Annotated in this window: 25 protein-coding genes, 1 tRNA gene and 1 pseudogene; 16 read left to right on the top strand and 11 right to left on the bottom strand. The window is 55.3% G+C overall.

Annotated elements, in window-relative coordinates; all coding sequences use genetic code 11:
• Window positions 1-212 precede the first annotated feature (212 nt).
• Complete coding sequence (gene nfo / locus JJB97_RS02135) at window positions 213-1,070, top strand: deoxyribonuclease IV (protein ID WP_238712158.1); 858 nt, start codon at window positions 213-215, stop codon at window positions 1,068-1,070.
• 252 nt (window positions 1,071-1,322) lie between these two features.
• Here the strand turns inward: nfo and JJB97_RS02130 are convergent, their stop codons facing one another.
• The 4 genes from JJB97_RS02130 to fruB form a co-directional block, all read right to left on the bottom strand.
• Entirely contained in the window at window positions 1,323-2,213 is an 891-nt protein-coding gene (locus JJB97_RS02130) for an alpha/beta hydrolase (protein ID WP_238712157.1), read from the bottom strand.
• Window positions 2,214-2,309: 96 nt separating this feature from the next.
• The gene (gene fruA / locus JJB97_RS02125) at window positions 2,310-3,992 is read right to left on the bottom strand and encodes a PTS fructose transporter subunit IIBC (protein WP_238712156.1); all 1,683 of its coding nucleotides are present in this window, start codon (window positions 3,990-3,992) and stop codon (window positions 2,310-2,312) included.
• A gap of 20 nt (window positions 3,993-4,012) precedes the next feature.
• Complete coding sequence (gene fruK, locus JJB97_RS02120) at window positions 4,013-4,948, bottom strand: 1-phosphofructokinase (protein WP_238712155.1); 936 nt, start codon at window positions 4,946-4,948, stop codon at window positions 4,013-4,015.
• Window positions 4,945-6,084, bottom strand: a complete 1,140-nt coding sequence (gene fruB / locus JJB97_RS02115; RefSeq protein WP_238712154.1) for a fused PTS fructose transporter subunit IIA/HPr protein — start codon at window positions 6,082-6,084, stop codon at window positions 4,945-4,947. Before fruB ends, fruK begins: the two co-directional genes overlap by 4 nt.
• 365 nt (window positions 6,085-6,449) lie before the next feature.
• Here fruB and setB point away from each other — a divergent pair, with 365 nt between their 5' ends.
• A complete protein-coding gene (gene setB / locus JJB97_RS02110) occupies window positions 6,450-7,655 on the top strand; it encodes a sugar efflux transporter SetB (protein ID WP_238712153.1) in 1,206 nt (401 codons plus the stop codon).
• On the opposite strand, the gene JJB97_RS02105 is transcribed toward setB, so the two are convergent.
• Window positions 7,628-7,882, bottom strand: coding sequence for a YkgJ family cysteine cluster protein (locus JJB97_RS02105; RefSeq protein ID WP_238712152.1), 255 nt, complete (start codon window positions 7,880-7,882; stop codon window positions 7,628-7,630). The two genes, setB and JJB97_RS02105, sit on opposite strands and share 28 nt — an antisense overlap.
• A 163-nt stretch (window positions 7,883-8,045) precedes the next feature.
• On the opposite strand from JJB97_RS02105, the gene yeiP reads away from it, so the two are divergent.
• The 6 genes and pseudogenes from yeiP to JJB97_RS02075 all read left to right on the top strand — a co-directional run.
• Window positions 8,046-8,618 (top strand): elongation factor P-like protein YeiP, encoded by a 573-nt coding sequence (gene yeiP / locus JJB97_RS02100; protein ID WP_238712151.1) that lies wholly within the window; start codon window positions 8,046-8,048, stop codon window positions 8,616-8,618.
• A 306-nt stretch (window positions 8,619-8,924) separates the two neighbouring features.
• Window positions 8,925-9,902: a CobW family GTP-binding protein gene (locus JJB97_RS02095; RefSeq protein WP_238712150.1), complete on the top strand. Its 978-nt coding sequence runs from the start codon at window positions 8,925-8,927 to the stop codon at window positions 9,900-9,902.
• Between the two features lie 48 nt (window positions 9,903-9,950).
• Complete coding sequence (locus JJB97_RS02090; protein ID WP_238712149.1) at window positions 9,951-10,664, top strand: phosphatase PAP2 family protein; 714 nt, start codon at window positions 9,951-9,953, stop codon at window positions 10,662-10,664.
• A gap of 400 nt (window positions 10,665-11,064) precedes the next feature.
• Window positions 11,065-11,634 (top strand): bifunctional murein DD-endopeptidase/murein LD-carboxypeptidase, encoded by a 570-nt coding sequence (mepS, locus tag JJB97_RS02085; RefSeq protein WP_238712148.1) that lies wholly within the window; start codon window positions 11,065-11,067, stop codon window positions 11,632-11,634.
• 176 nt (window positions 11,635-11,810) lie between these two features.
• On the top strand, window positions 11,811-13,409 hold the full coding sequence (locus JJB97_RS02080; protein WP_238712147.1) for a cyclic di-GMP phosphodiesterase: 1,599 nt from the start codon (window positions 11,811-11,813) through the stop codon (window positions 13,407-13,409).
• A 312-nt stretch (window positions 13,410-13,721) separates the two neighbouring features.
• Window positions 13,722-13,898, top strand: a pseudogene (locus JJB97_RS02075) (microcin ABC transporter ATP-binding protein); the annotation flags it as partial.
• Window positions 13,899-13,903: 5 nt separating this feature from the next.
• Here JJB97_RS02075 and JJB97_RS02070 read toward each other — a convergent pair.
• From JJB97_RS02070 to rsuA, 3 genes are all read right to left on the bottom strand, one after another.
• Window positions 13,904-14,248, bottom strand: a complete 345-nt coding sequence (locus JJB97_RS02070; RefSeq protein ID WP_238712146.1) for a YejG family protein — start codon at window positions 14,246-14,248, stop codon at window positions 13,904-13,906.
• 580 nt (window positions 14,249-14,828) lie between these two features.
• On the bottom strand, window positions 14,829-16,022 hold the full coding sequence (locus JJB97_RS02065) for a Bcr/CflA family multidrug efflux MFS transporter (protein ID WP_238712145.1): 1,194 nt from the start codon (window positions 16,020-16,022) through the stop codon (window positions 14,829-14,831).
• Window positions 16,023-16,035: 13 nt separating this feature from the next.
• Window positions 16,036-16,743, bottom strand: coding sequence for a 16S rRNA pseudouridine(516) synthase RsuA (gene rsuA, locus JJB97_RS02060; RefSeq protein WP_238712144.1), 708 nt, complete (start codon window positions 16,741-16,743; stop codon window positions 16,036-16,038).
• Between the two features lie 150 nt (window positions 16,744-16,893).
• On the opposite strand from rsuA, the gene JJB97_RS02055 reads away from it, so the two are divergent.
• Complete coding sequence (locus JJB97_RS02055; RefSeq protein ID WP_238712192.1) at window positions 16,894-18,654, top strand: DEAD/DEAH box helicase; 1,761 nt, start codon at window positions 16,894-16,896, stop codon at window positions 18,652-18,654.
• A gap of 145 nt (window positions 18,655-18,799) precedes the next feature.
• Here the strand turns inward: JJB97_RS02055 and JJB97_RS02050 are convergent, their stop codons facing one another.
• The gene (locus JJB97_RS02050; protein WP_238712143.1) at window positions 18,800-19,003 is read right to left on the bottom strand and encodes a YnfU family zinc-binding protein; all 204 of its coding nucleotides are present in this window, start codon (window positions 19,001-19,003) and stop codon (window positions 18,800-18,802) included.
• Between the two features lie 330 nt (window positions 19,004-19,333).
• Here JJB97_RS02050 and cspE point away from each other — a divergent pair, with 330 nt between their 5' ends.
• From cspE to rplY, 4 genes are all read left to right on the top strand, one after another.
• Complete coding sequence (gene cspE / locus JJB97_RS02045; protein WP_238712142.1) at window positions 19,334-19,546, top strand: transcription antiterminator/RNA stability regulator CspE; 213 nt, start codon at window positions 19,334-19,336, stop codon at window positions 19,544-19,546.
• On the top strand, window positions 19,530-19,748 hold the full coding sequence (gene ymcF, locus JJB97_RS02040; RefSeq protein ID WP_238712141.1) for a cold shock small protein YmcF: 219 nt from the start codon (window positions 19,530-19,532) through the stop codon (window positions 19,746-19,748). The genes cspE and ymcF overlap by 17 nt, the downstream gene beginning before the upstream one ends.
• Before the next feature lie 24 nt (window positions 19,749-19,772).
• Window positions 19,773-20,042, top strand: coding sequence for a hypothetical protein (locus tag JJB97_RS02035; RefSeq protein ID WP_238712140.1), 270 nt, complete (start codon window positions 19,773-19,775; stop codon window positions 20,040-20,042).
• 203 nt (window positions 20,043-20,245) lie between these two features.
• Entirely contained in the window at window positions 20,246-20,530 is a 285-nt protein-coding gene (gene rplY, locus JJB97_RS02030; protein ID WP_238712139.1) for a 50S ribosomal protein L25, read from the top strand.
• A gap of 73 nt (window positions 20,531-20,603) precedes the next feature.
• On the opposite strand, the gene yejK is transcribed toward rplY, so the two are convergent.
• Window positions 20,604-21,614, bottom strand: a complete 1,011-nt coding sequence (gene yejK, locus JJB97_RS02025) for a nucleoid-associated protein YejK (RefSeq protein ID WP_238712138.1) — start codon at window positions 21,612-21,614, stop codon at window positions 20,604-20,606.
• A 234-nt stretch (window positions 21,615-21,848) separates the two neighbouring features.
• Here yejK and JJB97_RS02020 point away from each other — a divergent pair, with 234 nt between their 5' ends.
• The 3 genes from JJB97_RS02020 (at window position 21,849) to JJB97_RS02010 (ending at window position 24,012) form a co-directional block, all read left to right on the top strand.
• Entirely contained in the window at window positions 21,849-22,076 is a 228-nt protein-coding gene (locus JJB97_RS02020) for a YejL family protein (protein ID WP_238712137.1), read from the top strand.
• A 19-nt stretch (window positions 22,077-22,095) separates the two neighbouring features.
• The gene (gene yejM, locus JJB97_RS02015; protein WP_238712136.1) at window positions 22,096-23,859 is read left to right on the top strand and encodes an LPS biosynthesis-modulating metalloenzyme YejM; all 1,764 of its coding nucleotides are present in this window, start codon (window positions 22,096-22,098) and stop codon (window positions 23,857-23,859) included.
• 76 nt (window positions 23,860-23,935) lie between these two features.
• Window positions 23,936-24,012 (top strand) — tRNA-Pro (locus tag JJB97_RS02010).
• A 320-nt stretch (window positions 24,013-24,332) separates the two neighbouring features.
• On the opposite strand, the gene JJB97_RS02005 is transcribed toward JJB97_RS02010, so the two are convergent.
• A complete protein-coding gene (locus tag JJB97_RS02005; RefSeq protein WP_238712135.1) occupies window positions 24,333-25,979 on the bottom strand; it encodes a multidrug ABC transporter permease/ATP-binding protein in 1,647 nt (548 codons plus the stop codon).
• Between the last annotated feature and the right edge of the window lie 78 nt (window positions 25,980-26,057).

The following is a 26,057-nucleotide window of genomic DNA, read 5'->3' as shown; positions in this document are numbered from 1 at the left end:
GCGACGGCAAGTTACGGCTGGCGCTCCCCCCCTTTGCCGCGCCCCGTCATCGCCATAGCCTTAACGCGCTCAGGCCCGTGCGCGCTGGTCTTCGTCACCCTTTCGGGGCTGACGGGCGTCGGCGCGCAACGATGCGAGAGCGCGGGTAATCCTGCGGCATAATCGTTATCATTAAGGTAACGCCCCCAACAGCGGGTATGAGGAGAACACCCATGAAGTTTATTGGAGCGCACGTCAGCGCCTCAGGCGGGCTGGAAAACGCCGCCATCCGCGCAGCGCAACTGGATGCCACGGCCTTTGCCCTGTTTACCAAAAACCAGCGCCAGTGGCGCGCCGCGCCGCTTACGCCGGAGATAATAAGCCGCTTCAGGGCCGCCTGCGAAAAATACGGCTATCATTCATCACAAATTTTGCCGCACGACAGCTATCTGATTAACCTCGGTCACCCCGTTGAAGACGCGCTGGCGAAATCGCGCGAGGCGTTTATTGATGAAATGGATCGCTGTCAGCAACTGGGTCTGACGCTGCTGAACTTTCATCCCGGCAGCCACCTGAAGCAAATCTCAGAAGACGAGTGTCTGGCGCGTATAGCGCAGTCCATTAATATCGCGCTGGATAAAACCCGGGGCGTAACCGCAGTTATTGAAAATACCGCAGGCCAGGGCAGCAACCTCGGCTTTCGCTTTGAACAACTGGCGGCCATTATCGAGGGCGTGGAGGACAAATCCCGCGTCGGCGTCTGCATTGATACCTGTCATGCGTTCGCCGCCGGCTATGACCTGCGCAGCGCCGAAGCCTGCGAAAAGACCTTCATCGAGTTTGAACGTATTGTCGGGTTTGAGTATCTGCGCGCAATGCACCTCAACGATGCCAAAAGCGCATTTGGCAGCCGGGTGGATCGCCACAACAGCCTCGGGGCGGGCAACATCGGTTACGATGCGTTCCGCTGGATTATGCGTGACAGCCGCTTCGACGGCATACCGCTCATCCTTGAAACCACAAATCCGGATATCTGGGCCGAAGAGATTGCCTGGCTGAAAGCGCAGCAGATGCAGGAAGTTGCCGCATAAACCGAAAAAGGGCAGGTTAACACCTGCCTCAGATTGTTGACGAAGAAGGTAAAAACGGGGATTTTTCCTTCTTCGTGGTAAGCAGGCGAAAATCAATGCGTTGATTTTCCTTATTTTTTATTGTGTTTCATCCATCCTGACTGCAACAGGATGGGGTTTGTCAGCAGTCTCGGGCAGGTTAACGCCTGCCTGTGAAATCCGCGCGCCTGCGATTAAAATTCGCCTGCCTGGCCTGCCCGGGCGTTGCGCAAGCTAGTTGACCGGCGTTTCTGACTTCGCCACAGCGTTAATCGTATCCCGCAGCGAGGCGCCGAACATCGGCCCGTGGCTTAGCCCCGGATAGTATCGATATCGCGCTATTACCCCCTTTTTACGCAGGCTCGCCGCCAGCCGCGCATTTTTATTCTCACTCGCAGGGCCATGACTGACATTCCCGCTATCGCCTTCCGCCAGCAGCAAAGTACGCCCCGCCAGCGCCGGGCTGCGAAGCGCTTGCGCACGCTGTAACATGACATCCTTACCCCACCCCAGCGACGCGCTGGCGGCATAATAATGACGAAAACTGCCAGGCGCGTTATAGAGCGTATCGAGCACAAACAACCCGCCGTAGGAGTGTCCCCACAGGCTAAGCTGTTTTGGGTTCAGCCGCGTCTGAGTTTTTACCCACGGCATTATCTTATCAAGCAAAAGCCTGCGAAATTCAGCGCTGCCGCCGCCGTTAGCCTCTTTATAAATAGCGTGTCCGGACTCTGGCGCACGCGGTGTGTAATCAAGCGTGCGGGATTTGATATCAAAGGGCAGCGGCGTTTGATAGCCTATCGCCACCAGTACCGGCGCGCCTGCGGCGACAATATGTCCCAACAGCGCGTCATCAAGCTGCGCCATCGCCGCGTTGCCGTCAAGCATAAACAACGCCCGGCTTCCCGCCTGCGGCGCAGCCTTATCAGGTATGGCAACCCACACTTTGTAATGACGTTGTTTATCAGCGGAGTCAAAATTCGCGCTGCGGAAATGATAAAACGCCGAGCCGGTATCGGCGATATTCGGGCCGGTCGGCGTCATATTCGGTCTCGCCAGCCCAGGCCCCACGCCCGCGAGCAGCAAAAAAACAGACAGAAAAAACAGACGAATAAAATGAATCACCGCGCAACCCTCAGAAAAGAGTAAGGTCAGGCTACGAGTCTATGACAAACGCAGCGGCCTTGTCTAACGGGCGCAGACAGGCAGCGGCGTTTCGCATCAGGCCGCTTTTTCTGCGATATCACGCTCGCTCTCCGGGCGTTTAAGAAAAGCGTAAAGCGTCCCGGCCAGCAGCGTACCCGCGATAATCGCCAGCAGATATCCCAGCACCGGCGAAATCGCGCCCGGAATCAGCAGCACAAACAGCCCGCCGTGCGGCGCCATAAGCTGCGCGCCGACGGTCATCGTAATTGCGCCGGTCACCGCTCCGCCAAGAATACAACAGGGCAGTACGCGCATCGGGTCCCGTGCGGCAAACGGAATCGCCCCTTCGGTGATAAAACACAAGCCAAGCACCAGCGCGGCCTTCCCGCCTTCCCGCTGCGCGCTATCAAATTTGCGCCGCGCCAGCAGCGTCGCCAGCCCCAGCGCCAGCGGAGGCACCATGCCTGCAGCCATAATCGCCGCCATTGGCGCGTAGGTATGGGTGCTAAGCAACCCAACGCCAAACGCGTAAGCGGCTTTGTTCACCGGCCCGCCCATATCCGAACACATCATGCCCCCAAGGATTGCGCCCAGCAACACCGCATTCGCCGTGCCCAGCGTTTGTAGCCAGTGGGTCAACGCGGCCAGTATTTTTGCAACAGGCGCGCCAATAACGTAAATCATCGCCAGCCCGACAATCAGGCTTGAGGCCAGGGGGATAATAAGAATCGGCTTAAGCGCCTCCATTCCCGAGGGCAGCGTTACCTTCGCGCTGATAAGCTTTGCCGCATAGCCTGCGAGAAAGCCGGCAATAATGCCGCCAATAAACCCGGCGCCGGCGCTCACCGCCAACATCCCGCCGATCAGACCCGGCGTCAGGCCGGGGCGATCGGCAATAGAAAAGGCGATATAGCCTGCCAGCACCGGCACCATCAGCGCAAACGCGCTTTCGCCGCCAATTTGCATCAGCGCTGCGGCCAGCGTGCCTTTCTCTTTAAACGCCTCAATGCCGAACACAAACGACAGCGCAATACACAGCCCCCCCGCCACCACCACAGGCAGCATGTAAGAGACGCCGGTCAGCAAATGGCGATACGCGCCGCCGCTTTCTTTCTTGCCGCTTTCACCGCTTACCGTCTGCGTCTGGCCGGATGGCTGGAACGGTTTTGCCTGCGCCAGCGCATTATCAAACGCCTGCGCGGTTTTCTTTAGCGCCAGCCCTGTAGTGGTGCGGTACATCGGCTTACCGGCAAACTTCGCCAGATCCACGTCAATATCCGCCGCCACCAGCACCAGATCCGCCTGTGCTATCTCGTCTGCCGTAATAGTATTGCCCGCGCCGACCGAGCCGCGCGTTTCGACTTTCACCCACCAGCCGCGCTTTTTCGCCTCAGCTTCGATAGCTTCTGCGGCCATAAACGTATGCGCTACCCCGGTCGGGCAAGCGGTGACGGCGACAAGGCGCGTCACCGCGCTGGCAGCCGCAGGCGCTGTATAAAGCGCGGCCTGCGCCCGTGCGTTTTTCAAAAACTGCGCCGGATGCTGCACCGCATAATCAAGCTCGCCGACGTAAACGCGCTTACCCTCCAGAGCGCTGTCCGCTGGCAGCTCGCCGCCCACTATCATAACCAGCGCAGCGTCGTGCGGGTTGTCAGTCAGCGTGATGCCAACCTCGCCAGCCGCGCTGGCAAGCCGCGTTTTAACCAACCAGGCGCGCGCCTGTCCGCAGCGGGCGTCAATAATGAGCAGCGTTTTCATAAGTCCCCTCCCCTGAGAGTTTAAATAGGTTGCAAATCGACGCGCGCCATCATGGCCGCCAGCCGCGTGCGTTCTGCAATGCCGACATTGCTCTGACTTACCGCCAGCGCCGCTACCGCCGTTGCCAGGCGCAGCGTATGTTCGCTGGATTCACGCATCAACAGGCCATAAATCAGGCCGCCGACCATAGAATCGCCCGCCCCCACGGTGCTGACCACTTCGCAGGCCGGCGGCCTGGCTATCCATTCGCCGGAGGCGTTAACCCACAGCGCGCCTTCCGCGCCGAGCGAAATCACCACGTGCGCAATGCCCCGCTCACGCAGTTGATGCGCCGCCGCCACGACATCGCTAATTTCCGCCAGCCTGCGCCCGGCCCAGATTTCCAGCTCGCGACGATTGGGCTTTACCAACCACGGCGCCGCCTTGAGGCCCGCCTCCAGCGCCGCGCGGCTGCTGTCGAAAATGATGCACGGGCACAGGCTGCGCAAGCGCGACATCCAGCCAGTAAACGCCTCAGGGCTGACGCCGTCCGGCAAGCTACCGCTGACGCACACCATATCAAACTGCCCCAGCCAGCTCAGGGAGTCGCTGACAAAGCGTTCCCAGTCCGCAGAGGTCACCTCAAAGCCGGAGAAATTCAGATCGGTAACTTCGCCATCTTTTTCCGTCAGCTTTACATTAATGCGGGTACGCCCGTTCACCACCTGGAAACGGTTGGCAATGCCAAGTTCGCTGAAAAGCTGCTGAAAGCCATCCTGGTTATCTTTTCCCAGAAAACCGCCCACGGTCACGTCAATACCCAGGTCTTTAAGCACTTTTGCCACGTTAATACCTTTGCCCGCCGCATGCAGGCCAGTGGTGCGCACCAGGTTGACTTCGCCACGCTCGATTTCCGGGGTAAATCCCACCAGATCGTAGGCCGGGTTCAGGGTAATGGTTGCCACGCGTCTGCTCATGCCAGACTCTCCCCCAGACCGGCGGCAATCGCTTCGCCAATAGCCGTCAGCGCCTGTTCAGCGTCGTCTCCGCTGGCGATAAAACGCAGGCAATGGCCCTTTTTCACACCCAGCGCCACTACTTTCATCAGGCTGCGGCCATTAACCGGTTTGCCTGTACCATCAAGGTTTATCACGGTAATCTCACTTTTAAATTGTTTAATCACGTTCACCAGCAACGTGCCGGGTCGGGCATGCAGCCCGTGTTCATTGCGAACCACAAATTCCGCACACTGCGTGTGCGCATGTTGGTCTGTCGGCGTATCGCTTAAGAGGAGCGCCAGCAGCGTGGCGGCATCGGCCTTCAGCAGCCGTTCAGCCTGCCGCCGCGCCAGCAAATCGCTAAGTCGGTTCAGCACGTTAAGCGGTGTCTCATCAATTACGGATACTGTCATCAACAGCGCGACCGGTTCTCCCCCCTCCGTAAAGCGCACTGCCGGGCGGGCAATGGCCACGCCGTTTTCCGTATTGCCGCTGGTGCTATCGTTTAGCCAGATACCCTGGCCCAGATTCAACGGCGGCTGGCTGACGGCGCTGCTGACAAACGCAGCGTCCACCGCGCCGGCGGCTTTCAGCCGACCTGCGTTTAGCGCCTGTAGCGTCATCAGGTCGCCGGCCGCCACATCCAGCGACAGCGTACTGGCGTCAAAAACCAGTCCGCGGCTCTGCGTCTCTCCCATCAGCAACGCGCGCAGGGTTTCAGCGCCCGTAGCCGTACGCAACTGCTGCGCGACAGACTCATCGCTCAATACGCGGGTAAGCTGGCGCAGTAGCCCCAGGTGCTCATCCGAACGGGCGGCAATACCAATAACAACATAGGCTGTCTGATCGTCGCCCCAGGCCACGCCCTCGGGAAACTGGAAGACCTGTACGCCTGTTTTCAGTACCCAATCGCGTGTATCGGTAGTGCCGTGCGGCATTGCGATGCCGCTGCCAAGAAACGTGGAGGTTTGCGCTTCGCGCGCCAGCATCCCCTCCACGTAACCAGGCGCGGCGTTGCCGGCCTGAACCAGCGCATCAGCCACCAGGCGAATCGCCGCGTCTTTATCCGCAGCCTGCGCGCCGGGGTGGATAGCCTTCACAGTTAACTGGAACATGTTTCTCTTCTCCTGTTAAAGGAATCGTTTCAGCTTTTGCCGTCGCAGAGAGAGCGGATAAGCCGCAGATACGTTCAACTACCTCGCTGAAACGTTTCAGGGAGTGTGGGAAAATTTAGGGTTTACCACAAGTTATCCGGGCATAAAATTCTCGAAAGTTAGAGTTTCAGCACGTTTCAGCATGTTATTGTTATCCTCCGTGCTGTATTGTGCGCCGCCTCGCAGCGCGTCAGCCTGATTTCAGCTACGCGCGGTAAAACTGGAATAGCGTTTTAAATTTATGCCTCACGCCGCCATTAGCGCTATGTATTTAACTTTAACGCGCGTAAACTGCGCGCGTTCTCTCTATTCGCCAATGGTTTCTCATGCACGCTGACTCTACCGCACCGCGCCCCCGCGCCTCCAGTTTCACCTCGGCAGCCTTCCTGCTGGTGGCCTTCCTTACCGGCATCGCCGGCGCTCTGCAAACGCCTACCCTGAGCCTGTTTCTGAGTGAGGAAGTTCACGCCCGTCCGGCAATGGTCGGCTTCTTTTTTACCGGCAGCGCCGTTATCGGCATTCTGGTCAGCCAGTTTCTGGCCGGTCATTCAGATCGCAGGGGCGATCGTAAAAGCCTGATTGTCGTCTGCTGCCTGCTGGGTGTGCTGGCCTGTTTGCTGTTTGCCTGGAATCGCAACTACTTTGTGCTGCTGTTCGCGGGCGTATTTCTTAGCAGCTTCGGCTCCACCGCCAACCCGCAGATGTTTGCGCTGGCCCGTGAACACGCCGAGCAAACGGGCCGCGAGGCGGTCATGTTCAGCTCAATTCTGCGCGCCCAGGTCTCGCTGGCATGGGTAGTCGGCCCGCCGCTGGCCTATGCGCTGGCGCTGGGATTCGGCTTTACGGCAATGTACCTGAACGCAGCGGCGGCATTTGTGGTCTGCGCGCTGGTCGTGCGCCTCTTTTTACCCTCAATGCGCAAAGCGCCGCTGGCGGCGGGGGCCGTTGCCGAAGCGCCGCGCCGCAACCGCCGCGACGCGCTGTTGCTGTTTATTGCCTGTACTATGATGTGGGGCACCAACAGCCTTTACATTATTAATATGCCGCTCTACATCATTCACGAACTGCACCTGCCAGAAAAACTGGCGGGCGTAATGATGGGTACCGCCGCCGGGCTGGAGATCCCAACAATGCTGATTGCGGGTTATTACGCGCGCCGCTTCGGCAAACGCTTTTTGTTGCGCGTGGCGCTGGCGAGCGGCCTGCTGTTTTATACCGGTATGTTGACGGCGCGCCATACCGCGCTGCTGCTGGCGTTACAGGTGCTGAACGCGGTTTATATCGGCATCCTTGCCGGTATCGGCATGCTCTACTTTCAGGATTTGATGCCCGGACAGGCAGGCGCGGCAACCACGCTTTACACCAATACAACCCGCGTCGGTTGGATTATTGCCGGATCGCTGGCAGGCGTGGTAGCGGAAATCTGGAATTACCATACGGTCTTCTGGATTGCGCTAGTCATGATCGCCGTGACCGCGTGGTGCCTGTGGGCGATCCGCGAAGTTCAGGGCGCAGTCAGCGCTTCAAGGTGAATTAAATACGCCATTGCCTGCGCTCTGGCGTCGCCGCACATCTCTCGCGTGGGCTGAAGCCCGGCGCATACCGCCGGGCGCTGCGGCGAACCAAACAGCCTGCAGCGCTGACGCGCATCGAGCTGCACACACGGGACATTGGCCGGTTTGCCGTGCGGCATACCCGGAATAGCGCTGGTAATAGACGGCGCGGTACAGCAGGCGCCGCAGTCAGGCCGGCATTCCATAATGCTCTCTGCGGATAGCGAAAACGTTGATTCTGGCAGGCAACGTAACGGCTGACCAGCAATTTTTGGCTATGCGCCGGCGCGGGAAAAGACTTGCCTGTGGCCCCGTGCGCGGGTACCTTGACGCGATATTCGCTCTCCTCATATTTCTACAGGATTAATCATGCCAAGAGCTAACGAAATTAAACGCGGTATGGCCATTAACTACAACGGTAAGCTACTGCTGGTAAAAGATATTGATATCCAGGCGCCGAGCGCCCGCGGCGCGGCTACGCTCTATAAAATGCGTTTTTCCGACGTTCGCACAGGCCTGAAGGTGGAAGAGCGCTTTAAAGGCGACGACATCCTGGATACCATCGTGCTCTCCCGCCGCGCCGTCACCTTCTCCTACGTTGACGGCAGCGAATATGTGTTTATGGACGATGAAGATTACACGCCCTACAGCTTTACCCACGACCAGATTGCCGATGAACTACAGTTCATTCCCGAAGGCGGCATGCCGGGCATTCAGGTATTGACATGGGACGGCCAGGTGCTGGCGCTTGAGCTACCGCAGACAGTGGATTTAACGATAGTCGAAACCGCGCCGGGCATCAAAGGCGCATCCGCCAGCTCGCGCACTAAACCCGCCACTCTGTCCACGGGGCTGGTCATTCAGGTGCCGGAATACCTGAGCGCCGCAGAGAAAATCCGTATTCACATCGCCGAACGCCGCTATATGGGGCGCGCGGAATAATTCTGCGGGCGACGAACCTTACTCACTTTTTACGCGCGGCCGACAAACGCTCGCGAACGCGCTGACAGTGAAGCGCGAAAACAAGGCCTGTTCATTATGGATGTTCGCTGACAGCCTTGCCCACAGCGCCTGTTTTATCCGTGTACAGGCAGGACTGGCGCGCCCGGTATCAGTACGGCGTAGCGTAACGGTTAGCAGAAGAATCTCATTACCGCGCCCGCGCGCATCGGGCGCTCTTTTCTTTTTCGCATTTTTTCGCAAGGATAGATCCCTCTGCCCCCTCAGGGGCGACAACCCGGAGCATCCGTGACAAAAACAAACCTGATTACCGGTTTTCTTGGCAGTGGCAAAACCACCACTATCCGCCACCTTCTGGCAAGCAAACCCGCCAGTGAAAAGTGGGCGGTGCTGGTCAATGAGTTTGGCGAGGCAGGCATCGACGGCGCGCTGCTGGCGGACAGCGGCGCGCTGCTAAAAGAGATCCCCGGCGGCTGTATGTGCTGCGTCAACGGCCTGCCAATGCAGGTAGGCCTTAACACGCTGCTGCGTCAGGGCAAGCCTGACCGGCTGTTGATTGAACCTACCGGCCTGGGTCACCCTAAACAGATCCTTGATATGCTCACTGCTGAAATTTATACGCCGTGGATCGATTTACGCGCTACGCTTACCTTGCTCGACCCGGAACAGCTTATGCAGGAACGCTATTGCAGTGATGAAAACTTCCTCGCCCAGCTCGCAGTCGCCGACATTATTGTGCTTAACAAATCCGACCGCCAGAATGATGCCAGCCGCGCAGCGCTGCAAAGCTGGCTTAGCATAAATCAGGCAGAGCGTGAAACGGTCACCGTCAGTCACGGGCAGGTTGAGGGCAAGTTGCTTGATCAACCACGGCGTAATCAACATGTGCTTAACGCCAGCGCCGCGCACGCTCACAACCTTACAGCCGCCCGTGGGCTGGCGGCATTAAGCTTACCTGAACATCAGCGCTGGCGGCGCAGCCTGAACAGCGGTCAGGGGCACTACGCCTGCGGCTGGATTTTTGATGCCGACACGGTTTTTGATACCGTTGGCCTACTGGAATGGGCGCGGCTGGCGCCGGCGGAGCGGGTAAAGGGCGTAATGCGCATTCCTGAAGGCCTGGTAAGGGTTAACCGACAGGGCGCCGATTTTCATATCGAAACGCTGCCCGGCTCGCCGCCAGACAGCCGTATTGAGCTGATTCACCGTACCGGGTGCGACTGGAATGCGCTACAAATAGCGCTGTTGAATTTACGTTTATCCTGAGAGGATTACTGTTGCGTCCTCTCCCAACCGTTGTTAACAGAGGACTCCATGACCCGCTCACGCCTGGCGCTGATACTGCTGCTTAATTTTACAGGTATCGTACTTTTTCTCTCCTGGTACTGGCCGCCGGGCCACGGATTCTGGATGCCGGCAGACGTTGGCGTTTTTCGCTTTTTTAATAACGCGCTGGCGGGCAACTACGCTTTTGCAATGTTTCTCGCCATTACCAACAATCGCGCCTTTGACGGCTGCTCGCTGCTGTGCATGGGGTTATTGATGCTGTGGTACTGGTGGCACGAGACGCCCGAGGGCAGGCGCCGTATTGTTATTATGGGCGTCGTTATGCTGCTCAGCGCGATTGTCCTTAACCAGGTCGGACACGTTCTGCCGGTAGTGCGTCCCAGTCCGACGCATACGTTAAACGACATTTATCGCGTAAGCGATTTACTGCATTTTCCTACCAAAGACGCCTCGCGCGACTGCTATCCGGGCGACCACGGTATGATGCTGATGATATTTTCCGGTTTCATGCTGCGTTACTTTGGCAAAACGGCGTTTACTCTCGCCCTGGCCATTGTGGCGGTTTTCGCGCTTCCACGCATAATGATCGGCGCGCACTGGTTTACGGACGTGTTCAACGGCTCGCTGTCCGTTGTTCTGGTAGGTTTGCCCTGGATACTCATTACGCCACTAAGCGACAGGCTGATTGACGGATTAAATGCCGCGCTTCCGGGAAAACACAAACAAATAACCCATATCTAATTCATCGCAGAGCTGAAAATACCCTGTTTATATTCCGGCTTTATCCGGAATATAACGCGGAATAAACGCCGCTCTGACTGATTATAAATTAACCCGCCGCCGCATAACAGAGCATTAAACAACGCAGATTGTTAGTAACATTTTGACTTACGCCATGACAATTTCTAATAAAGATTTCCCCTAAAAGTGCTCGCCATAACGAAGGCTATCGGGTACTCTTTCCCCCGTTTATGCGCCTGTAGCGCAAAGACTGCCGAATTTAAAAACGTGCGCTAATCCACATTTTTAAATATCAGGAATTGTCTTAAAACATGAGGATAATTACCCTCAGCCGCGTTTGGCATTTTAATAACGATATTTATCGTTTTATCGTTAAGGACATCAAGGGATTATAAACGCAATGGTCAAATCTCAGCCAATTTTGAGATATATTTTACGTGCGCTGCCCACTGTAGCAATAGCAACCGTACTTTCAGCCTGTAGCTCGACGAATACCGCCAATCATGACCACGCGGGTCTGTATGGCCCCAGCAATAATAGCGGTTTATTGCTTCAGGCATCTCAGGATGAATTCGAAAATATGGTGCAAAATCTGGATATTAAATCCAGGCTTATGGACCAGTATGCCGCATGGAAAGGCGTTCGCTATCGCTTTGGCGGCAGTACGAAAAAAGGTATTGATTGTTCCGCATTCGTACAACGCACCTTTCGCGATCAGTTTGGTCTTGAACTTCCCCGCTCAACCAGCGGGCAGCAAACTTCAGGTAAATTTGTTTCCCGCGGTAAATTACGCACTGGCGATTTGATACTTTTCCGGGCGGGTTCAACCGGCCGCCATATTGGTATCTATATTGGCAACGATCAGTTCGTTCACGCATCGACCAGCAGCGGCGTCATGATTTCTAAACTCAGCGAACCATACTGGAATAAGCGCTACAATACGGCGCGTCGGGTTCTGGATCGCTCTTAAAACAGTTGTAATCCCTGTAATGCCTCATGGATGAATAGTTGAAGTAAAAACGCTGCCCCGCAGCGTTTTTTTATTATCAGGCGGCCTGTGAAATCGATTAATAACAACTTAATCACTCCGCTGCTTTATTAAACAGACGCGTTTTCCGGCGCTAAAGCAAAGGAAATGAATTCACCATGTCATCGACAACGATTTTTTCACGCTCCTTTTCCACGTCTAAACGCATACTGTTAGCAAGTATTTTACTCGGCCTGCTGTGCGCATTGCTGACAGGCGGCGCGACCTGTCTGTGGCTGCGGCATGAGCGACAGGCAAATTACAATGCGCTGACGCGCGATATTCAAAATTACATGCGCGCTTTCTTTAACGATATCAGCATAACGGCAAACGCCGTTATGCCCCTTACCGACAAACCCTGCCATCAGGCCTCCGCTCAGCTTACCTATAAAGCCGCCTTTAATGTCCATATTCGGGCGTTGTTACTCGTGCGCGACGGCATTGTCTACTGCTCCTCCGCCACTGGCGATATGCAAGAAAATCTCCATGAAATCATGCCTGAACTCGATCCAGGAAAAGATCTCAGCCTCGCTCTGCTTAGCGGTACGCCCATGCTGCCTACAAAACCCGCTATCGCCATATGGTACCGCAACCCCGATTCACACCATCGCGGCGTATTTGCCACGCTCAATATAAACCTGTCGCCTTATCTGCTTTATACCACGCGCCAGCACACGCTCGCCGACGCGGCGCTGATTATTGGCGATAACGCGCTTGCAACCTTTTCGCCGCATGTTATACCGGTAAAGTCGCTGAAAATGACGCCAACGCGCAAAATTACGCTTCCCGGTTATCCCGTCTCCGTCTGGCTGTTTGTCAGCGGCTGGACATGGGAAGAAATTGCGCTTGCCGCGCTGGTGGGTCTCGGCTGCGGCCTTGCATTCGGGCTGACGTGCGGCGGGGTGTTTTCTTTGCGCCAGCGTAGCGGAAAAGAGATTCTTACCGGCATTAACCGCGGCCAGTTTTATCCCGTCTACCAGCCGATCGTTGAGGCAAAAAGTCTGAAAACCGCCGGGGTGGAGGTTCTGCTGCGCTGGCAGCACCCCAGCGCCGGGACAATCCCGCCCGACGCTTTTATTAGCTTCGCGGAAGCGCAAAACCTGATAGCCCCGCTGACCCGACATCTGTTTGAACTTATCGCCGCCGACGCTCCAACGCTTTGTACACTATTGCCTGAAGGCACGCGTCTTGGCATAAACCTTGCGCCGGGACACCTGCACTCGCCAGCATTTAAAGATGATATTCTTCGCTTTAGCGCCTCGCTGCCGAAAGGTCATTTTCAGATAGTGTTGGAAATCACCGAGCGCGATATGCTCAAAGGCGAAGAAGCCCCGGCGCTGTTTGACTGGCTACACCGGCAGGGATTTGAAATTGCTATCGATGACTTTGGCACCGGCCACAGCGCGCTTATCTACCTTGAGCGTTTCCAGTTCGACTATCTGAAAATTGACAGAGGATTCGTTAACGCTATTGGTCAGGATACCGTCACCGCGCCGGTACTCGACGCGGTATTGATGCTGGCCGAACGCCTCAATATGACCACAGTGGCCGAAGGCGTGGAAAATGCCGAGCAGGCCAAATGGCTTATCGATCGCGGCGTTAACTACCTTCAGGGTTACTGGTTTAGCCGCCCGCTGACGCTGATGCAACTGCGCCGCCGGGAAAGCGGCAACGCACAGGCGGCATTTATTTCATCGCCTGGCAGTGCTACTTTATGACGCCTGCTTTACGCCTAACCCGGCGCTGCCGCGAGCAGCCGACAAAGCCAGAGCGCGCTTTCTGCCACCGCGGAGTGCTTATACGGGATGCTCCCCTCTTCGCCTGACCGCCCGGTACAGGCGCAGATCCTGAGTCTGTTAAAAACGCTTCAGGCCAGACACCGTCTGGCCTCAGTTTGTTGACAAAGAAGGTAAAAACGGGGTTTTTCCTTCTTTGTGGTAAGCAGGCGAAAATCAATGCATTGATTTTCCTTATTTTTTATTGAATTTCATCCATCCCGTCTGCGACAGGATGGGGTTTGTCAGCAGTCTCAGGCCAGACACCGTCTGGCCTGTGTGTTCATTAGCCATGATTTACAGGGAGTGCGTTCGCAGCGCCGCCAGGCAAAAGTACTGCGCCGGGGCGAAGTTATTGAGCAGGGAGAGTGCCGCCAGGTGTTTGAACGCCCGGCTTCCATCTATACCCGTCAGCGACTTGCGCTGACGTAACCCCTTTAAAACGGGCGAGTAAGAGAGAAGGTTTCCGCGATGGCGACACCGAAATTTTTCAGATGGCAGGTGGCGGTGCATTCGTCACGACAGCAGACAAACAGACACGGCCCGCCGTCACACTCCAGCACGGCGCTTTCCACATCGATGTCGCTGAGGGCCTGGCTCAGTCTGCGAATAATTGTCCAGGCCCCTTCACCTGCGGGGCTAAGCAGCTTTAGCCCAACAAGGCAATTTTCTTCACACCGGACGCCCGGCGGAATCGGTTCAACATGAAAGCCTGATTGTTTTGCTGTGCGGCGGTAGCCCTGCGGCAACCGGTGTACAACCGAAAGCGGTAGTGTGTTCAAAATTTTTTCCCCGGGCATGTCCAAAGCAAATAGTCCTTTAACGTCAGGTCAGTATTATATTTTTATTGAAATAGACGGCCGATAACCTTCTGTACCTGTTCCCTGACGCTATTTTGTTTAATTTTCGAATAAAAAGCCCGATTGCTTAGGCTACCGGGCGAGAAATTACCTCTTTATGAGATCCAACTCAACTTTTTTCAACATGTAACCGCCATTTTTATTATCCATGCATTTACAAATTAAAAACATTTAAGCGCAGGCGCGTTCCGAAAAGAGAGTTACATGCCGCATAACCCAGGAATCATCGCACATAAAGAGGAGCATTCTCTTATGGAGAATCAGAAAAAACGCGTTTGCCGTACGAAGCGCAGGGATGAGCTGACAGGGTATTCATTACCCGCAAAGCCGCCGCTTCCATAACGTTCAATGTCTGACGCAATCCTTCTTAACGTTATAAAGCCCCCTGCTTTACTTATCCTTACGCGTTTGCGCCGCGCCAGCCGAATCAATCTTCCGGCCTGAATATACAGGCCGCTATGAAGACCAGGCGTCAGGAGGTTATCAGTAAAGCGTATTATTTTCAGCGCGCACGGCGCGGGCGGCTGGCGTAGAGGCAAAAAAACAAAGAACAGGTGGCGCAAAGCGCAATGGCTATCACCATCGGCCAGGCTGTATTCAGCGTTATCATCGACAGTAAGGTTGCGCAAATCGCGCCAGTGCCAAAGCGTAGCGTGCCCGCCAGCGACGAAGCGGTACCGGCCATATGGGGAAACGCATCAAGGATGACCGCCATCGCGTTGGAGGCCACCATTGATACACAGCCAATAAACACCGCCACCCCCAGCACCAGCGACCAGAACCCCAGTCCAAGCGCGGTAGCGACAACCAGCCACAGCCCTGTCAGAAACTGCAAAATAAGCCCGGTACGGAACATTGCCAGCGGCCCCACCCGACGCACAAAGCGGCCGTTTATCATTGTCATTATGAACAAAAAGACGATATTCAGCGCAAAGTAATAGCCAAAGTGCTGAGCCGGAACGTGGTTAAGTTCGATATACACAAACGGCCCGGCGCTCAGAAACGAAAACATGCCCGCAAAACTAAAGCCGCTTGCCAACATATAGCTCAGTACGCGCGTGTGACGAAACAGCGTGGCGAAATTCCTGAGCGTCGTTACAAGATGCAGCGGCTGGCGCTTTTCTACCGGCAACGTTTCCTGAATCAGAAAGGTAATCATCAGCGAGGCTAATAGCGCGGCTGCGGCCAGTATCCAGAAAATGACATGCCAGCTAAACCATGTCATCACCGCCCCGCCGACAACAGGCGCTATCAGCGGCGCGAGAATAGTAATCAGCATCATGTAAGACATCATGCGCGAGAACTCCTCTTTAGCGTACAGATCGCGCATCAGAGCGTTGATAACGACGCTGGCCGCCGCCGCCGCCAGGCCGTGCAGCAGGCGCATCACAATCAGCATACCAATAGTTTGCGACAGCGCGCAGGCCACTGCCGCCAGCATAAACACCAGCGTGCCGCCGAGTATCACCGACTTACGCCCAAGGCTGTCCGCCAGCGGACCATAAAATAACTGCCCGATGGCAAAGCCGAAAATGTAGGCGCTAAGCGTCATCTGCGCGCTACCCGCCTCTACGGCGAAGTCGCGGGCAATCACCGGCAGCGCGGGCAAGTACATATCGATAGACAGCGGCATCAGCATTGCCAGCAAGCCAAGAATAAAGACGACCCCCAGCGGGGAATGGCGTCTGTTTGTCACAAAACCTCCCGGATTAACGTAGCACAGCGCCAACGCTTGCGATTTCTTCCTCAGTGAGGGGCCGGTATTCACCGGGGCCAAGGTCGGCATTGAGTACAATCGCCCCAATGCGCTCGCGATGCAGCGTTACCACATGATTGCCTATAGCGGCAAACATGCGTTTGACCTGGTGGTAACGCCCTTCGCTGATGGTCAGGCGTACGTCTGTGGGCGTTAACACCTCCAGGCGCGCCGGTAGCGTCCGCGCTTTTTCATTGTTTAGCTGGATACCCCGCGCAAACTGTTCTGCCGTATCGCTCGCCACCGGCAACGCCAGCCCGACGCGATAGGTTTTTTCACAGCGATGGCGCGGCGAAGTGATGCGGTGAGACCACTGGCCATCATCGGTCAGCAACACCAGCCCGGTCGTATCCATATCCAACCGACCTGCGGCATGAAGCTCATGCGCGACGGGTTCATCAATAAAATAAAGGATAGTGGGGTTATCCGGATCGTCGGTTGAACACACATACCCCTGCGGCTTGTTGAGCATGAAATAGCGCGGGCCGTCCTGCTGCGCCAGCGCGTTGCCGTCAAACGCCACCTCGTGTTCAGGTCGCAGTTTAAACGCGCTGTCGCGCACGATTTCGCCATCAACCGTAATCCGGCGGGCGCGGATTTCCCGACCTGCAATGGCACGACTAATGCCAAGCTGCCGGGCGATAAATTTATCAAGTCGCATGAAGTATTATGCCTGTCTGTACTGAAGTTTCGACCGGGATCGAGATAAATAATGGGAGGAGCCGCGCTAAGTATAGCGGCCTGGCGTGAGGGGAAAAAGCTTTTAATTCATGCCATAATAGCGCCATGTATCTCTCGCCCGTCACCTGCCATGCCGTTTAGCCTGCGTCCCTATCAGAAAGAAGCGGTTGAAGCCACGCTAAGCTACTTCCGCAAGCGTCACGATCCCGCCGTTATCGTACTGCCCACCGGGGCCGGTAAAAGTATTGTGATCGCTGAACTGGCGCGGCTTGCGCGTGGGCGCGTGCTGGTATTGGCGCACGTCAAAGAGCTGGTGGCGCAAAATCACGCAAAATATTGCGCGCTGGGCCTTGAAGCGGATATCTACGCTGCCGGACTCCAGCGCAAAGAGCGCCACGGTAAAGTAGTGTTTGGCAGCGTGCAGTCGGTGGCGCGTAACCCGGAGCACTTCAGCGGCGCCTTTTCGCTGGTGATTATCGACGAATGTCACCGCATCAGCGATGACAAAGATAGCCAGTACCAGCAAATTCTCGCCTGTTTAAAAAACAATAACCCGGCCCTGCGGCTGCTGGGGCTAACCGCCACGCCCTGGCGCCTTGGTAAGGGCTGGATTTACCAGTATCACTACCACGGAATGGTACGCGGCGACGACAGCGCGCTGTTTCGCGACTGCATTTATGAACTGCCGCTGCGCTATATGATTAAGAATCGCTGGCTAACGCCGCCGGAACGTCTTGATATGCCTGTGGTACAGTATGACTTCAGCCGCCTGCAGGCGCGGGAAAACGCTCTGTTCAGCGAAGCGGAACTTAACCGCGAACTGAAACGACAAAAGCGTATTACGCCGCATATCGTCAGCCAGATTGTCGAGTTTGCCGCCAGGCGGCGCGGGGCAATGATTTTTGCCGCAACCGTTGAGCACGCGCGCGAAATCACTGGTTTGCTTCCCATCGGCGAGGCGGCCCTGATCACAGGCGACACGCCAGGCCCCGAGCGCGATGCCCTGATCGCGGCGTTTAAACAGCAGCGCTGCCGCTTTCTGGTCAACGTCTCTGTACTGACTACCGGCTTTGATGCGCCGCACGTGGATCTTATCGCTATCCTGCGCCCGACCGAATCCGTCAGTCTGTACCAGCAAATTATTGGCCGCGGATTACGCCTGGCGCCGGACAAAGAAAACTGTCTGATCCTGGACTACGCCGGCAACCCGCACGATATTTACACCCCGGAAGTGGGCAGTCCGCGTCAAAGCCGGGACAACGCGCCAGTTCAGGTCTTCTGTCCCGCCTGCGGTTTCGCTAATACGTTCTGGGGTAAAACCACTGCCGAGGGCGCTATCATCGAGCACTATGGGCGCCGCTGCCAGGGCTGGTTTGAGGAAGATGACGGCAGCCGCGAACAGTGCGACTACCGCTTTCGCTTTAAAAACTGCCCAAACTGCCATGCTGAAAACGACATTGCCGCCCGCCGCTGCCGCCAGTGCGGCCTGGTACTGGTCGATCCTGACGATATGCTGAAAGCGGCGCTGAAGCTGAAAGACGCGTTGGTACTGCGCTGTAGCGGTATGACGCTTACGCACGGCGCGGATGAAAAAGGCCCGTGGCTTAAGGTTACCTATTATGACGAGGACGGCGCCGACGTCAGCGAGCGTTTTCGCGCGCGCACCTCCGCTCAGCGCACCGCGTTTGAGCAACTTTTTATCCGCCCGCACAGCCGCGCTCCCGGCGTCCCGCTGCGCTGGGTAACGCTTGCCGACGTGGCGGCGCTACAGCCGGCGCTGCGCCACCCTGATTTTGTGGTCGCGCGCAAAAAGGGGGCATGGTGGCAGGTGCGTGAGAAAATTTTCGATTATCAGGGCCGCTTTCGCCGCGCTAATGAACTACGCGGTTAATACGGCCTGGCAACGCGTCAAGGCCCGCAGCGGTCGCGCGGTTGTTTCCGGCCGCTCTGCGCCAGCGCGCAACAGCCGGGCGTTTCGTCTCGCATCGCAGGCATATTTATCAATTCCGGGCAATCAAAACATGTTTGATTTGTTTTCAGGCATTTCGCTTTCTGTAGGCCGGCATATTCGGGCGGTTTACTGCAGGCGTTACGGGAGGAATAAAGGTGTTGCAGAAGGGGCAAAGCAGCGTTTTCTTTTTATTAATCCGGATGGTGCTATGTTCGGAAATCCGGGAACATTGCGGGCAGCTAATTCCTGTCAGGAACGGCCCCTGTTGCGTTTTTTTTCTGTTCTGCATAAGCATGCCTTTTTTAAATAATTCCGGTCAGCGTACAAGGTTATTTTACAAATAGCTCGTTTTATTTTTTCTTCCCTGCGTGAATGACAATTTCAGCCTGTTATCTGAATAAAAAACATTTCGCTTGCTTAAAGCAATTTTCTGTGCGTAACTGATAGGGCAGGTCTGATAAACACATTAATTAACACGTCTGTTATTAAGTCGTCCTCATCTCCGGCGGATTTGTCTTCTATCTCCTCCTCTTTTGAGCAACCGCTTCTTTTATCACGCAATAATTCAATGGCGAATGCAGACTGCCGCTTCATCAATTTCATTTAAAAGGTAAAAAATATGTCTGATAAAATCATCGGCACCGTAAAATGGTTTAACGAAAGCAAAGGGTTTGGCTTTATCGCGCCACAGGATGGCAGTACCGACGTGTTTGTGCACTACTCCGCTATTCAAAGCGATGCTTTTCGCACGCTTGCTGAAGGCCAGCGGGTAACATATTCGGTAGAAGCCGGCCAGAAAGGCCCGTCAGCCGTCAATGTGGTTGTGCTGTAATATCGTGTCCAGCCTTCATTTACATTTCAGATGTCCCCGCTGTCACGGTTCACAATACCGAACGTCAGCTTTTGATATATCTGCTAATAATCCTTTCGGCGCAAAATGTATTTTTTGCAAGTCGAATATGCTGGCCATCCGGCCCGGTTTTAATAAAGCAAAGTTATTCTTTTCACAACAGCCCGTCACGGGGGTCAACTGAAAACGGCGCCGTTTTCAGGTAATAATGACCGGGCAAACCGGCGCAATATCTTCAGGCGACATAACGATGAAAAAAGTGCTGGTATTTTTTAACGCGCGTCCCGCCACGGTGCGCACGGTGCCTGACGAAGCAACCACCGTGCAGGAGCATTACCCCAACGGCGAAATAAGGGAAATGCAAATAATGATCGCCAGACTGTTCTCCCCCAACGGAGAATGTCGGGAATTGTTTATCGCCGCCGATCGGGATATTTCTCAAAAAGATCTTCTCTGCGCAAGCGATAAACTCAACTGACGCCAGCGCGGACGGCTATTATGCCAACGGCAAATATACGCCTTAGACTATTTTTACCGCTCGCTATGCGCCGGTAAGCATGACGGCGGTTGCCGTAACCGCCCGTTACGGCTATAATGTCGCCCGCTTTGCATCCGCAGAGCAGAATCTTCGCCTGCTGCTGGGTCGCCTGTAGCAGGCTTCTATTTTTAAGAGAGAAGTCAATGTTTACTTTTAACGCAGAAGTCCGTAAAGAGCAGGGTAAGGGTGCGAGCCGCCGCCTGCGCGCAGCTAACAAGTTCCCGGCAATCATCTACGGCGGCAACGCTGAGCCGGTTGCTATCGAGCTGTCCCACGATGCCGTTATCAACGTTCAGAAAGAAGAAGCTTTCTACTCTGACGTTCTGATAATCAACGTCGCGGGCAAAGAAGAAAAAGTGAAAGTCCAGGCGGTGCAGCGTCACCCGTTCAAGCCAAAAGTGACTCACATCGACTTTATTCGCGCGTAATCGCGACTTTAGTTATAAAACCGCCGCATAACGCGGCGTTTTTTATGGCTGTAACAAGCCGGTTGCACAAGCTTCAGCGGCTGGTGCCGGACGCGCGGCGCTGCAACTGATCGCGCAGATTGGGCGGCGTGCCTTTAATCGTCAGCGTATCTGTCGCCGGATCCCAGAAAATACGCTCGCCCAACAGCATGGCGTCAAAATTGATAGTCAGACCGCCGCCGCTACCCGCGTATTTCGTTAACTGGCGCAGCGTACTGCGATCTGCCGGAAAGCGCTCTTCCAGTTCATACCCCTGCACGGCAGTAAATTCCTGAAAACTCTGTTCGCCAAAGCTCGGCAATTCTTCAGACAATGAAGAAAGCGCAATCTCCTCGCCTGCCTGTAGTTGCCCGGTGCAGTAGCTATAGACCTGCTGGCGCACATTCTGGCGCTCATGCTTATCAAGCTGCGCTTCGGCGGTGTAGTCATCCAGCGCCTGAAGCAGGCCGCGGTTCTGGGCTTTTGTATCCAGCCCCTCGCTGGCGCCGAGGAAATCCATAAAAAAATCCGCTACTTTGCGCCCGACACGCCCTTTGAGGAAAGTGAGGTAGCGGGTTGATTGCGGATTCGTTTCCCATTCTGTCAGATCGATACGCGCCACGATATCGGCGTGATTGATATCCAGATAGTGAGTGGCGCTGATATCAAGCTGCTCATTCACACGCATGCTGCTGAGATTATTAAGCACCGCGACCAACAGATACTCTACCGCCAGATAACGATAATGGCAGAACAGCACAATACCGCCATCAGCAAAGGGATACTTCGCCAGTTCATCACGCAGACGCCCGGTAGCCGCCCGGCTGAAGCCAAGAAAATCGTCTTCGCCTTTACGGCACAGGCGCAGCGCCTCGGCAAGTTCGCTCTCGTCGCTAAACAGGCCGTACGCCTTATTTTTGGCGCTGTAGACGCGATGCAGCTCCGCCATCATGTCATCAACCGCCGGGCCAGGCTGTAACAGCGAATCACGCAGTACCAGTTCCAGCGTCTGTTCATCGCGTTTGATTAACTGATGTAAGGCTATCTGGTTGATTTCCAGACTCATGATAAACTCTCCTTTTAGACTGGCCGGTATTATACATAAGTCCCACAGCTAAGCATCGCCAATGAGGCTTTGCGCTATCGTCAACCCGCCGTACGGGCCAGTCGGCTTACTTTTACGCTTTAAACGTATCGGTAGCACTGTACGTTGCACGCAACAGGTGATAAAAAAGCGGAAAAGCAACGTCTGCTACGGTAAGATATCGCCCTTTCATGACACAAAGTGATATTGATTTTTATGCCGCAAACATCCCGCTACAGTGACGAACGCGTTGAAACCCTGCTGACAGAGCTGGTCGAAGTCCTGGAAAAACACAAGGCGCCGACCGATCTCTCGCTGATGGTGCTGGGTAATATGGTCACCCATTTAATCAACACCCATGTTTCTGCGGCGCAGCGCAGTTTGCTGGCCCGTTCTTTCGCCGATGCCCTCCAGGCTTCTGTCAACGATGAGCAAGCGCACTAAGGAATAATGTTTACGAAATATGGTGACTAACCGTCAGCGCTACCGCGAAAAAGTCTCCCGCATGATCGGCTGGGGGCACTGGTTCGCCCTGTTTAATATCCTGGTCGCCATGCTACTGGGCAGCCGATATCTGTTAGTCGCCGACTGGCCCGCCACGCTGGCGGGCCGGATTTATTCCTGGTTCAGCCTGATCGGGCATTTTAGTTTCCTGGTCTTTGCCGCCTATTTGCTGGTGCTGTTTCCACTAACGTTTATCGTTATGTCGCAGCGCCTGATGCGCTTTCTCTCGGCGGCGTTCGCTACCGCCGGAATGACGCTTCTGCTGATTGACAGCGAAGTGTTCACACGCTTCCATCTGCACCTCAATCCCCTCGTCTGGGAACTGGTGATTAACCCCGTCCACAGCGAAATGGCGCGCGACTGGCAGCTTATGTTTATCAGCGTGCCGGTCATTTTCCTGGTCGAAATGTTGTTCGCCACCTGGAGCTGGCAAAAGCAGCGCAGCCTGAGCCGCCGCAGTTGCTACGCCCGACCGCTGGTGGCGCTTTTCATTGTTGCTTTTTTCAGCAGCCACCTGATGTATATCTGGGCCGATGCCAATTTCTATCGCCCCATTACCATGCAGCGCGCCAACCTGCCGCTCTCCTACCCTATGACTGCGCGCCGTTTCCTTGAAAAACACGGCCTGCTGGATGGACAGGAGTACCAGCGTCGGCTGGTGGAACAGGGCAATCCGGAAGCGCTGGCTGTACAGTATCCATTAGGCGAGCTCAGTTACGGCGATACTGGCAACGATTATAATGTGCTGCTGATTACCGTTGATGGCCTGAATTATTCACGCATGGCGCAAACTATGCCTGCGCTAACGCAGTTTGCCGACGAGAACGTCAGCTTCACGCAGCATATGAGCGCCGGCAACAGTAGCGATAATGGGATATTCGGTCTGTTCTACGGCATTTCGCCGACCTACATGGACGGCGTGCTCGCCGCCCGGCTGCCGGCTGCACTGATTACCGCGCTTAACCAACAGGGTTACCAGCTTGGTTTGTTTGCTTCAGACGGCTTTAGCAACCCGCTCTACCGCCAGGCGTTATTGTCTGATTTCTCGCTGCCGCCTGCGCATCAGCAAAGCGACGCTCAAACGACCGGACAGTGGATTAACTGGCTGGATAAATATGCGGCGGACGATAACCGCTGGTTTTCGTGGATCTCCCTGAACGGCACGCATATTGACAGCGGCAGTAAGGAAAGCGATTTTTCCCGCCGCTACGAACGCGCAGCCCAGGATGTGGATAAGCAGATTCAGCGTATTCTTCTTACACTGCGTAACCGCGGCAAGCTCGATAAGGTTGTTGTTATTATTACCGCCAGCCACGGCATACCGCTCAACCATCAGCGCAACAGTTTCGGCTGGGATCGCTCGCGCATTCAGGTGCCGCTGGTAATCCACTGGCCCGGCACACCTGCACAGCGCATCAATAAGCTTACCAATCATCTGGACGTGATGGCCACGCTAATGCAGCGGCTGCTTCGCGTACGTACGCCGGTCAGCAACTATTCTCAGGGAGAAGATCTGTTTGCCGCAAGCCGCCGCAACAATTGGGTGATTGGCGCTGACAGCAATACCTTGTCCATCACCACGCCAGACATGACGCTGGTGCTGGATAACAACGGCAATTACAAAACCTGGGATCGCAACGGCAACGAAATTAAAGACCAACGCCCACAGCTTGGCCTACTGTTGCAGGTATTGACGGATGAAAAACGCTTTATTGCTAACTGATTGATTATTTATAAATCAGTCAGGCTAAAGCCCCTTGCAATTACTGGTGAAACCGGTAGTATTGGCTCCCACAATTCGGTACGTAGCGCAGCCTGGTAGCGCACTGTCATGGGGTGTCAGGGGTCGGAGGTTCAAATCCTCTCGTACCGACCAAATTTAATCAAAAAAACCAACCACTTACGGTTGGTTTTTTTGTGCCTTCACTATCCTGATGGTAAAACGATGGTAAAACCATTACCGCTACATATCCGGATTTGCTTCGATGTTACCCTTTCTTTTACGTTTACCTTCGTTCACTAAAAACCACTCGAAGCCATACCCTTTTGCTGGTAAAAATGTTGGTAATGGTAGTATGAAAATTACCTCGTGTTTGGACTGATCCCACAACCGTAAACAAACCCTGTCCTCATGACGAGGCTTGCTCAAAGGTCTCCGGTCTGACATCCCCAGGATAGCTGTGCCTGCGCCCCCCGTCAGGTACCGGTGCGCGCGACTGCGTCGCGAGAGGCATGCTCGCGCTCTTCGCCCGTCAGTTCGCTAAGCTGCCCGTCACGCATTTCAAGCAGGCGATCGGCGTGAACAAAGTAGCTGTCATCATGACTAATAGCGAAAATCGTTTTCCCCATCTGCTGCATCAGCGGCAGCAGAACCTGATAAAATTCACGGCGAAAATGCGGATCCTGATCCGCCGCCCATTCATCCAGCAGCACCACATCGCGCTCCTCAGCCATTGCCAGCAGCAATGCCACGCGTTTTTTCTGCCCTTTGGACAGTTTCAGATCCAGAATGCGGCCATTATCCAGCGCTATTTTGTTATCCATTTTCAGGCGCGCCAGCCACTGCGCTACCAGCCGTGGATCGGCCTGTTGCCCGTCTGCGCCCATCAGGCGGTCAAACAGCCAGACGTCAGTAAACACCGCCGAAAACAGGCTGCGCCAGGCCTCTATATCTTTAGCCTCGACCGGCTGGCCATCAAGACACAGCGTGCCGGACACCGGCTGATACAGCCCGGTCAGCAGCATCGCCAGCGTTGACTTGCCGCTGCCGTTACCACCAATAAGAAAAACCAGATCGCCGCGATTTATCGTCAGGTTCAGCGGACCAACGCTGAAGCCGCCGTCGCCGTAGCTAAACCGCACATCACGCAGCTCAAGCGTTTGCCAGTCACGCGACGCCTGGGGATGCGCAAAGCCTTCACGATATTGTGCAAGCTCAAAGCGCTTAAGTTTGTTAAACGCCACCTCAGCGCTCAGCAGCGTAGGCAGCGCGCCCACAGCCGATAACAGCGGCGTACGCAGGAAAAGCAGCGTTAAAGAATAGGTTGCCGCTACACGGGTGTCGGCCCATCCCAGGCTATTCGCCATCCAGAACACCAGCCCAATCGCGCCAAGCATCATGATATTAGACCAGTTGACCGCGCTAAGATGAAACGTATCGGCACGGATAATGTGGCGGCGATATTCCCGGGCGTTGGGAATATAAATATTCTGAAATATATCCGCCGCGCGTTCGCGGTTGAGCGTCAGTTCACGACGCCCTTCCAGTACGGTCTGGTAGTCGTGATACAGCCTGTCTTCGGTTTCTCGTAACGTCGCCATATGCCGGTATACGCGCGAGACCAGCAGCCAGCCGCCAAAAATCGTTACCGCCACCCACGCCGACGTCGCCGCCAGCATCTGCGGCGACAGCCAGGCAAGATAAGCCGCGCAGGCCGCCGTCAAAATCCCCCCCTGCACCAGCTCAGGCAGTCGAACAAAAGCGAGGGTGATGGCACGAACGTCACTGGTCAGCCCCGCCAGCAGCGACGCGCTACCGACTTGTTCCAGGCGTTCTACATGTGTGTCAAGAATACGTTTAATAAATTCACCGCGCAGGCGGTAGACAAAATGGTGACCGAGTACCGTAAGCGCCAACTGAGAGGCCAGCGTAACCGCCATTAACAACAGCAGTAGCCCGAGGAAAATCGGCAGTACGCTCAGGCTCTTATCAACAGTCTCTATCAAACGCTGGTTAATAAACGCAATCAGACCAATGCCCAGGGCAGCACTGGTAAGGCTGAGCGCCATTACCATCAGAAAAGGCCAGCGGTACTGGCGCCAGACAACAAGCAGAAGTTTCACAAATATCCCCCGGGACAGCATAACAAAGCGAGCAGTTTAATCAGCCATCTCGCGAGGGCAAGAATAATTCTTATTTTT

Origin of the sequence: Tenebrionibacter intestinalis, assembly GCF_016632365.1 — a bacterium.
Lineage (GTDB): Bacteria > Pseudomonadota > Gammaproteobacteria > Enterobacterales > Enterobacteriaceae > Tenebrionibacter > Tenebrionibacter intestinalis.
This window is presented reverse-complemented; position numbering and strand designations above follow the sequence as displayed.

Coding starts and splice junctions, on each gene's coding strand:
- yejM (WP_238712136.1), top strand. CDS start 22,096: ATGGTGACTAACCGTCAGCGCTACCGCGAAAAAGTCTCCCGCATGATC.
- fruA (WP_238712156.1), bottom strand. CDS start 3,992: ATGAAAACGCTGCTCATTATTGACGCCCGCTGCGGACAGGCGCGCGCC.
- JJB97_RS02080 (WP_238712147.1), top strand. CDS start 11,811: ATGTCATCGACAACGATTTTTTCACGCTCCTTTTCCACGTCTAAACGC.
- rsuA (WP_238712144.1), bottom strand. CDS start 16,743: ATGCGACTTGATAAATTTATCGCCCGGCAGCTTGGCATTAGTCGTGCC.
- cspE (WP_238712142.1), top strand. CDS start 19,334: ATGTCTGATAAAATCATCGGCACCGTAAAATGGTTTAACGAAAGCAAA.
- nfo (WP_238712158.1), top strand. CDS start 213: ATGAAGTTTATTGGAGCGCACGTCAGCGCCTCAGGCGGGCTGGAAAAC.
- fruK (WP_238712155.1), bottom strand. CDS start 4,948: ATGAGCAGACGCGTGGCAACCATTACCCTGAACCCGGCCTACGATCTG.
- JJB97_RS02105 (WP_238712152.1), bottom strand. CDS start 7,882: ATGGAATGCCGGCCTGACTGCGGCGCCTGCTGTACCGCGCCGTCTATT.
- JJB97_RS02035 (WP_238712140.1), top strand. CDS start 19,773: ATGACCGGGCAAACCGGCGCAATATCTTCAGGCGACATAACGATGAAA.
- JJB97_RS02090 (WP_238712149.1), top strand. CDS start 9,951: ATGACCCGCTCACGCCTGGCGCTGATACTGCTGCTTAATTTTACAGGT.
- ymcF (WP_238712141.1), top strand. CDS start 19,530: ATGTGGTTGTGCTGTAATATCGTGTCCAGCCTTCATTTACATTTCAGA.
- fruB (WP_238712154.1), bottom strand. CDS start 6,084: ATGTTCCAGTTAACTGTGAAGGCTATCCACCCCGGCGCGCAGGCTGCG.
- JJB97_RS02050 (WP_238712143.1), bottom strand. CDS start 19,003: ATGCAGAACAGAAAAAAAACGCAACAGGGGCCGTTCCTGACAGGAATT.
- mepS (WP_238712148.1), top strand. CDS start 11,065: ATGGTCAAATCTCAGCCAATTTTGAGATATATTTTACGTGCGCTGCCC.
- rplY (WP_238712139.1), top strand. CDS start 20,246: ATGTTTACTTTTAACGCAGAAGTCCGTAAAGAGCAGGGTAAGGGTGCG.
- setB (WP_238712153.1), top strand. CDS start 6,450: ATGCACGCTGACTCTACCGCACCGCGCCCCCGCGCCTCCAGTTTCACC.
- yejK (WP_238712138.1), bottom strand. CDS start 21,614: ATGAGTCTGGAAATCAACCAGATAGCCTTACATCAGTTAATCAAACGC.
- JJB97_RS02055 (WP_238712192.1), top strand. CDS start 16,894: ATGCCGTTTAGCCTGCGTCCCTATCAGAAAGAAGCGGTTGAAGCCACG.
- JJB97_RS02020 (WP_238712137.1), top strand. CDS start 21,849: ATGCCGCAAACATCCCGCTACAGTGACGAACGCGTTGAAACCCTGCTG.
- yeiP (WP_238712151.1), top strand. CDS start 8,046: ATGCCAAGAGCTAACGAAATTAAACGCGGTATGGCCATTAACTACAAC.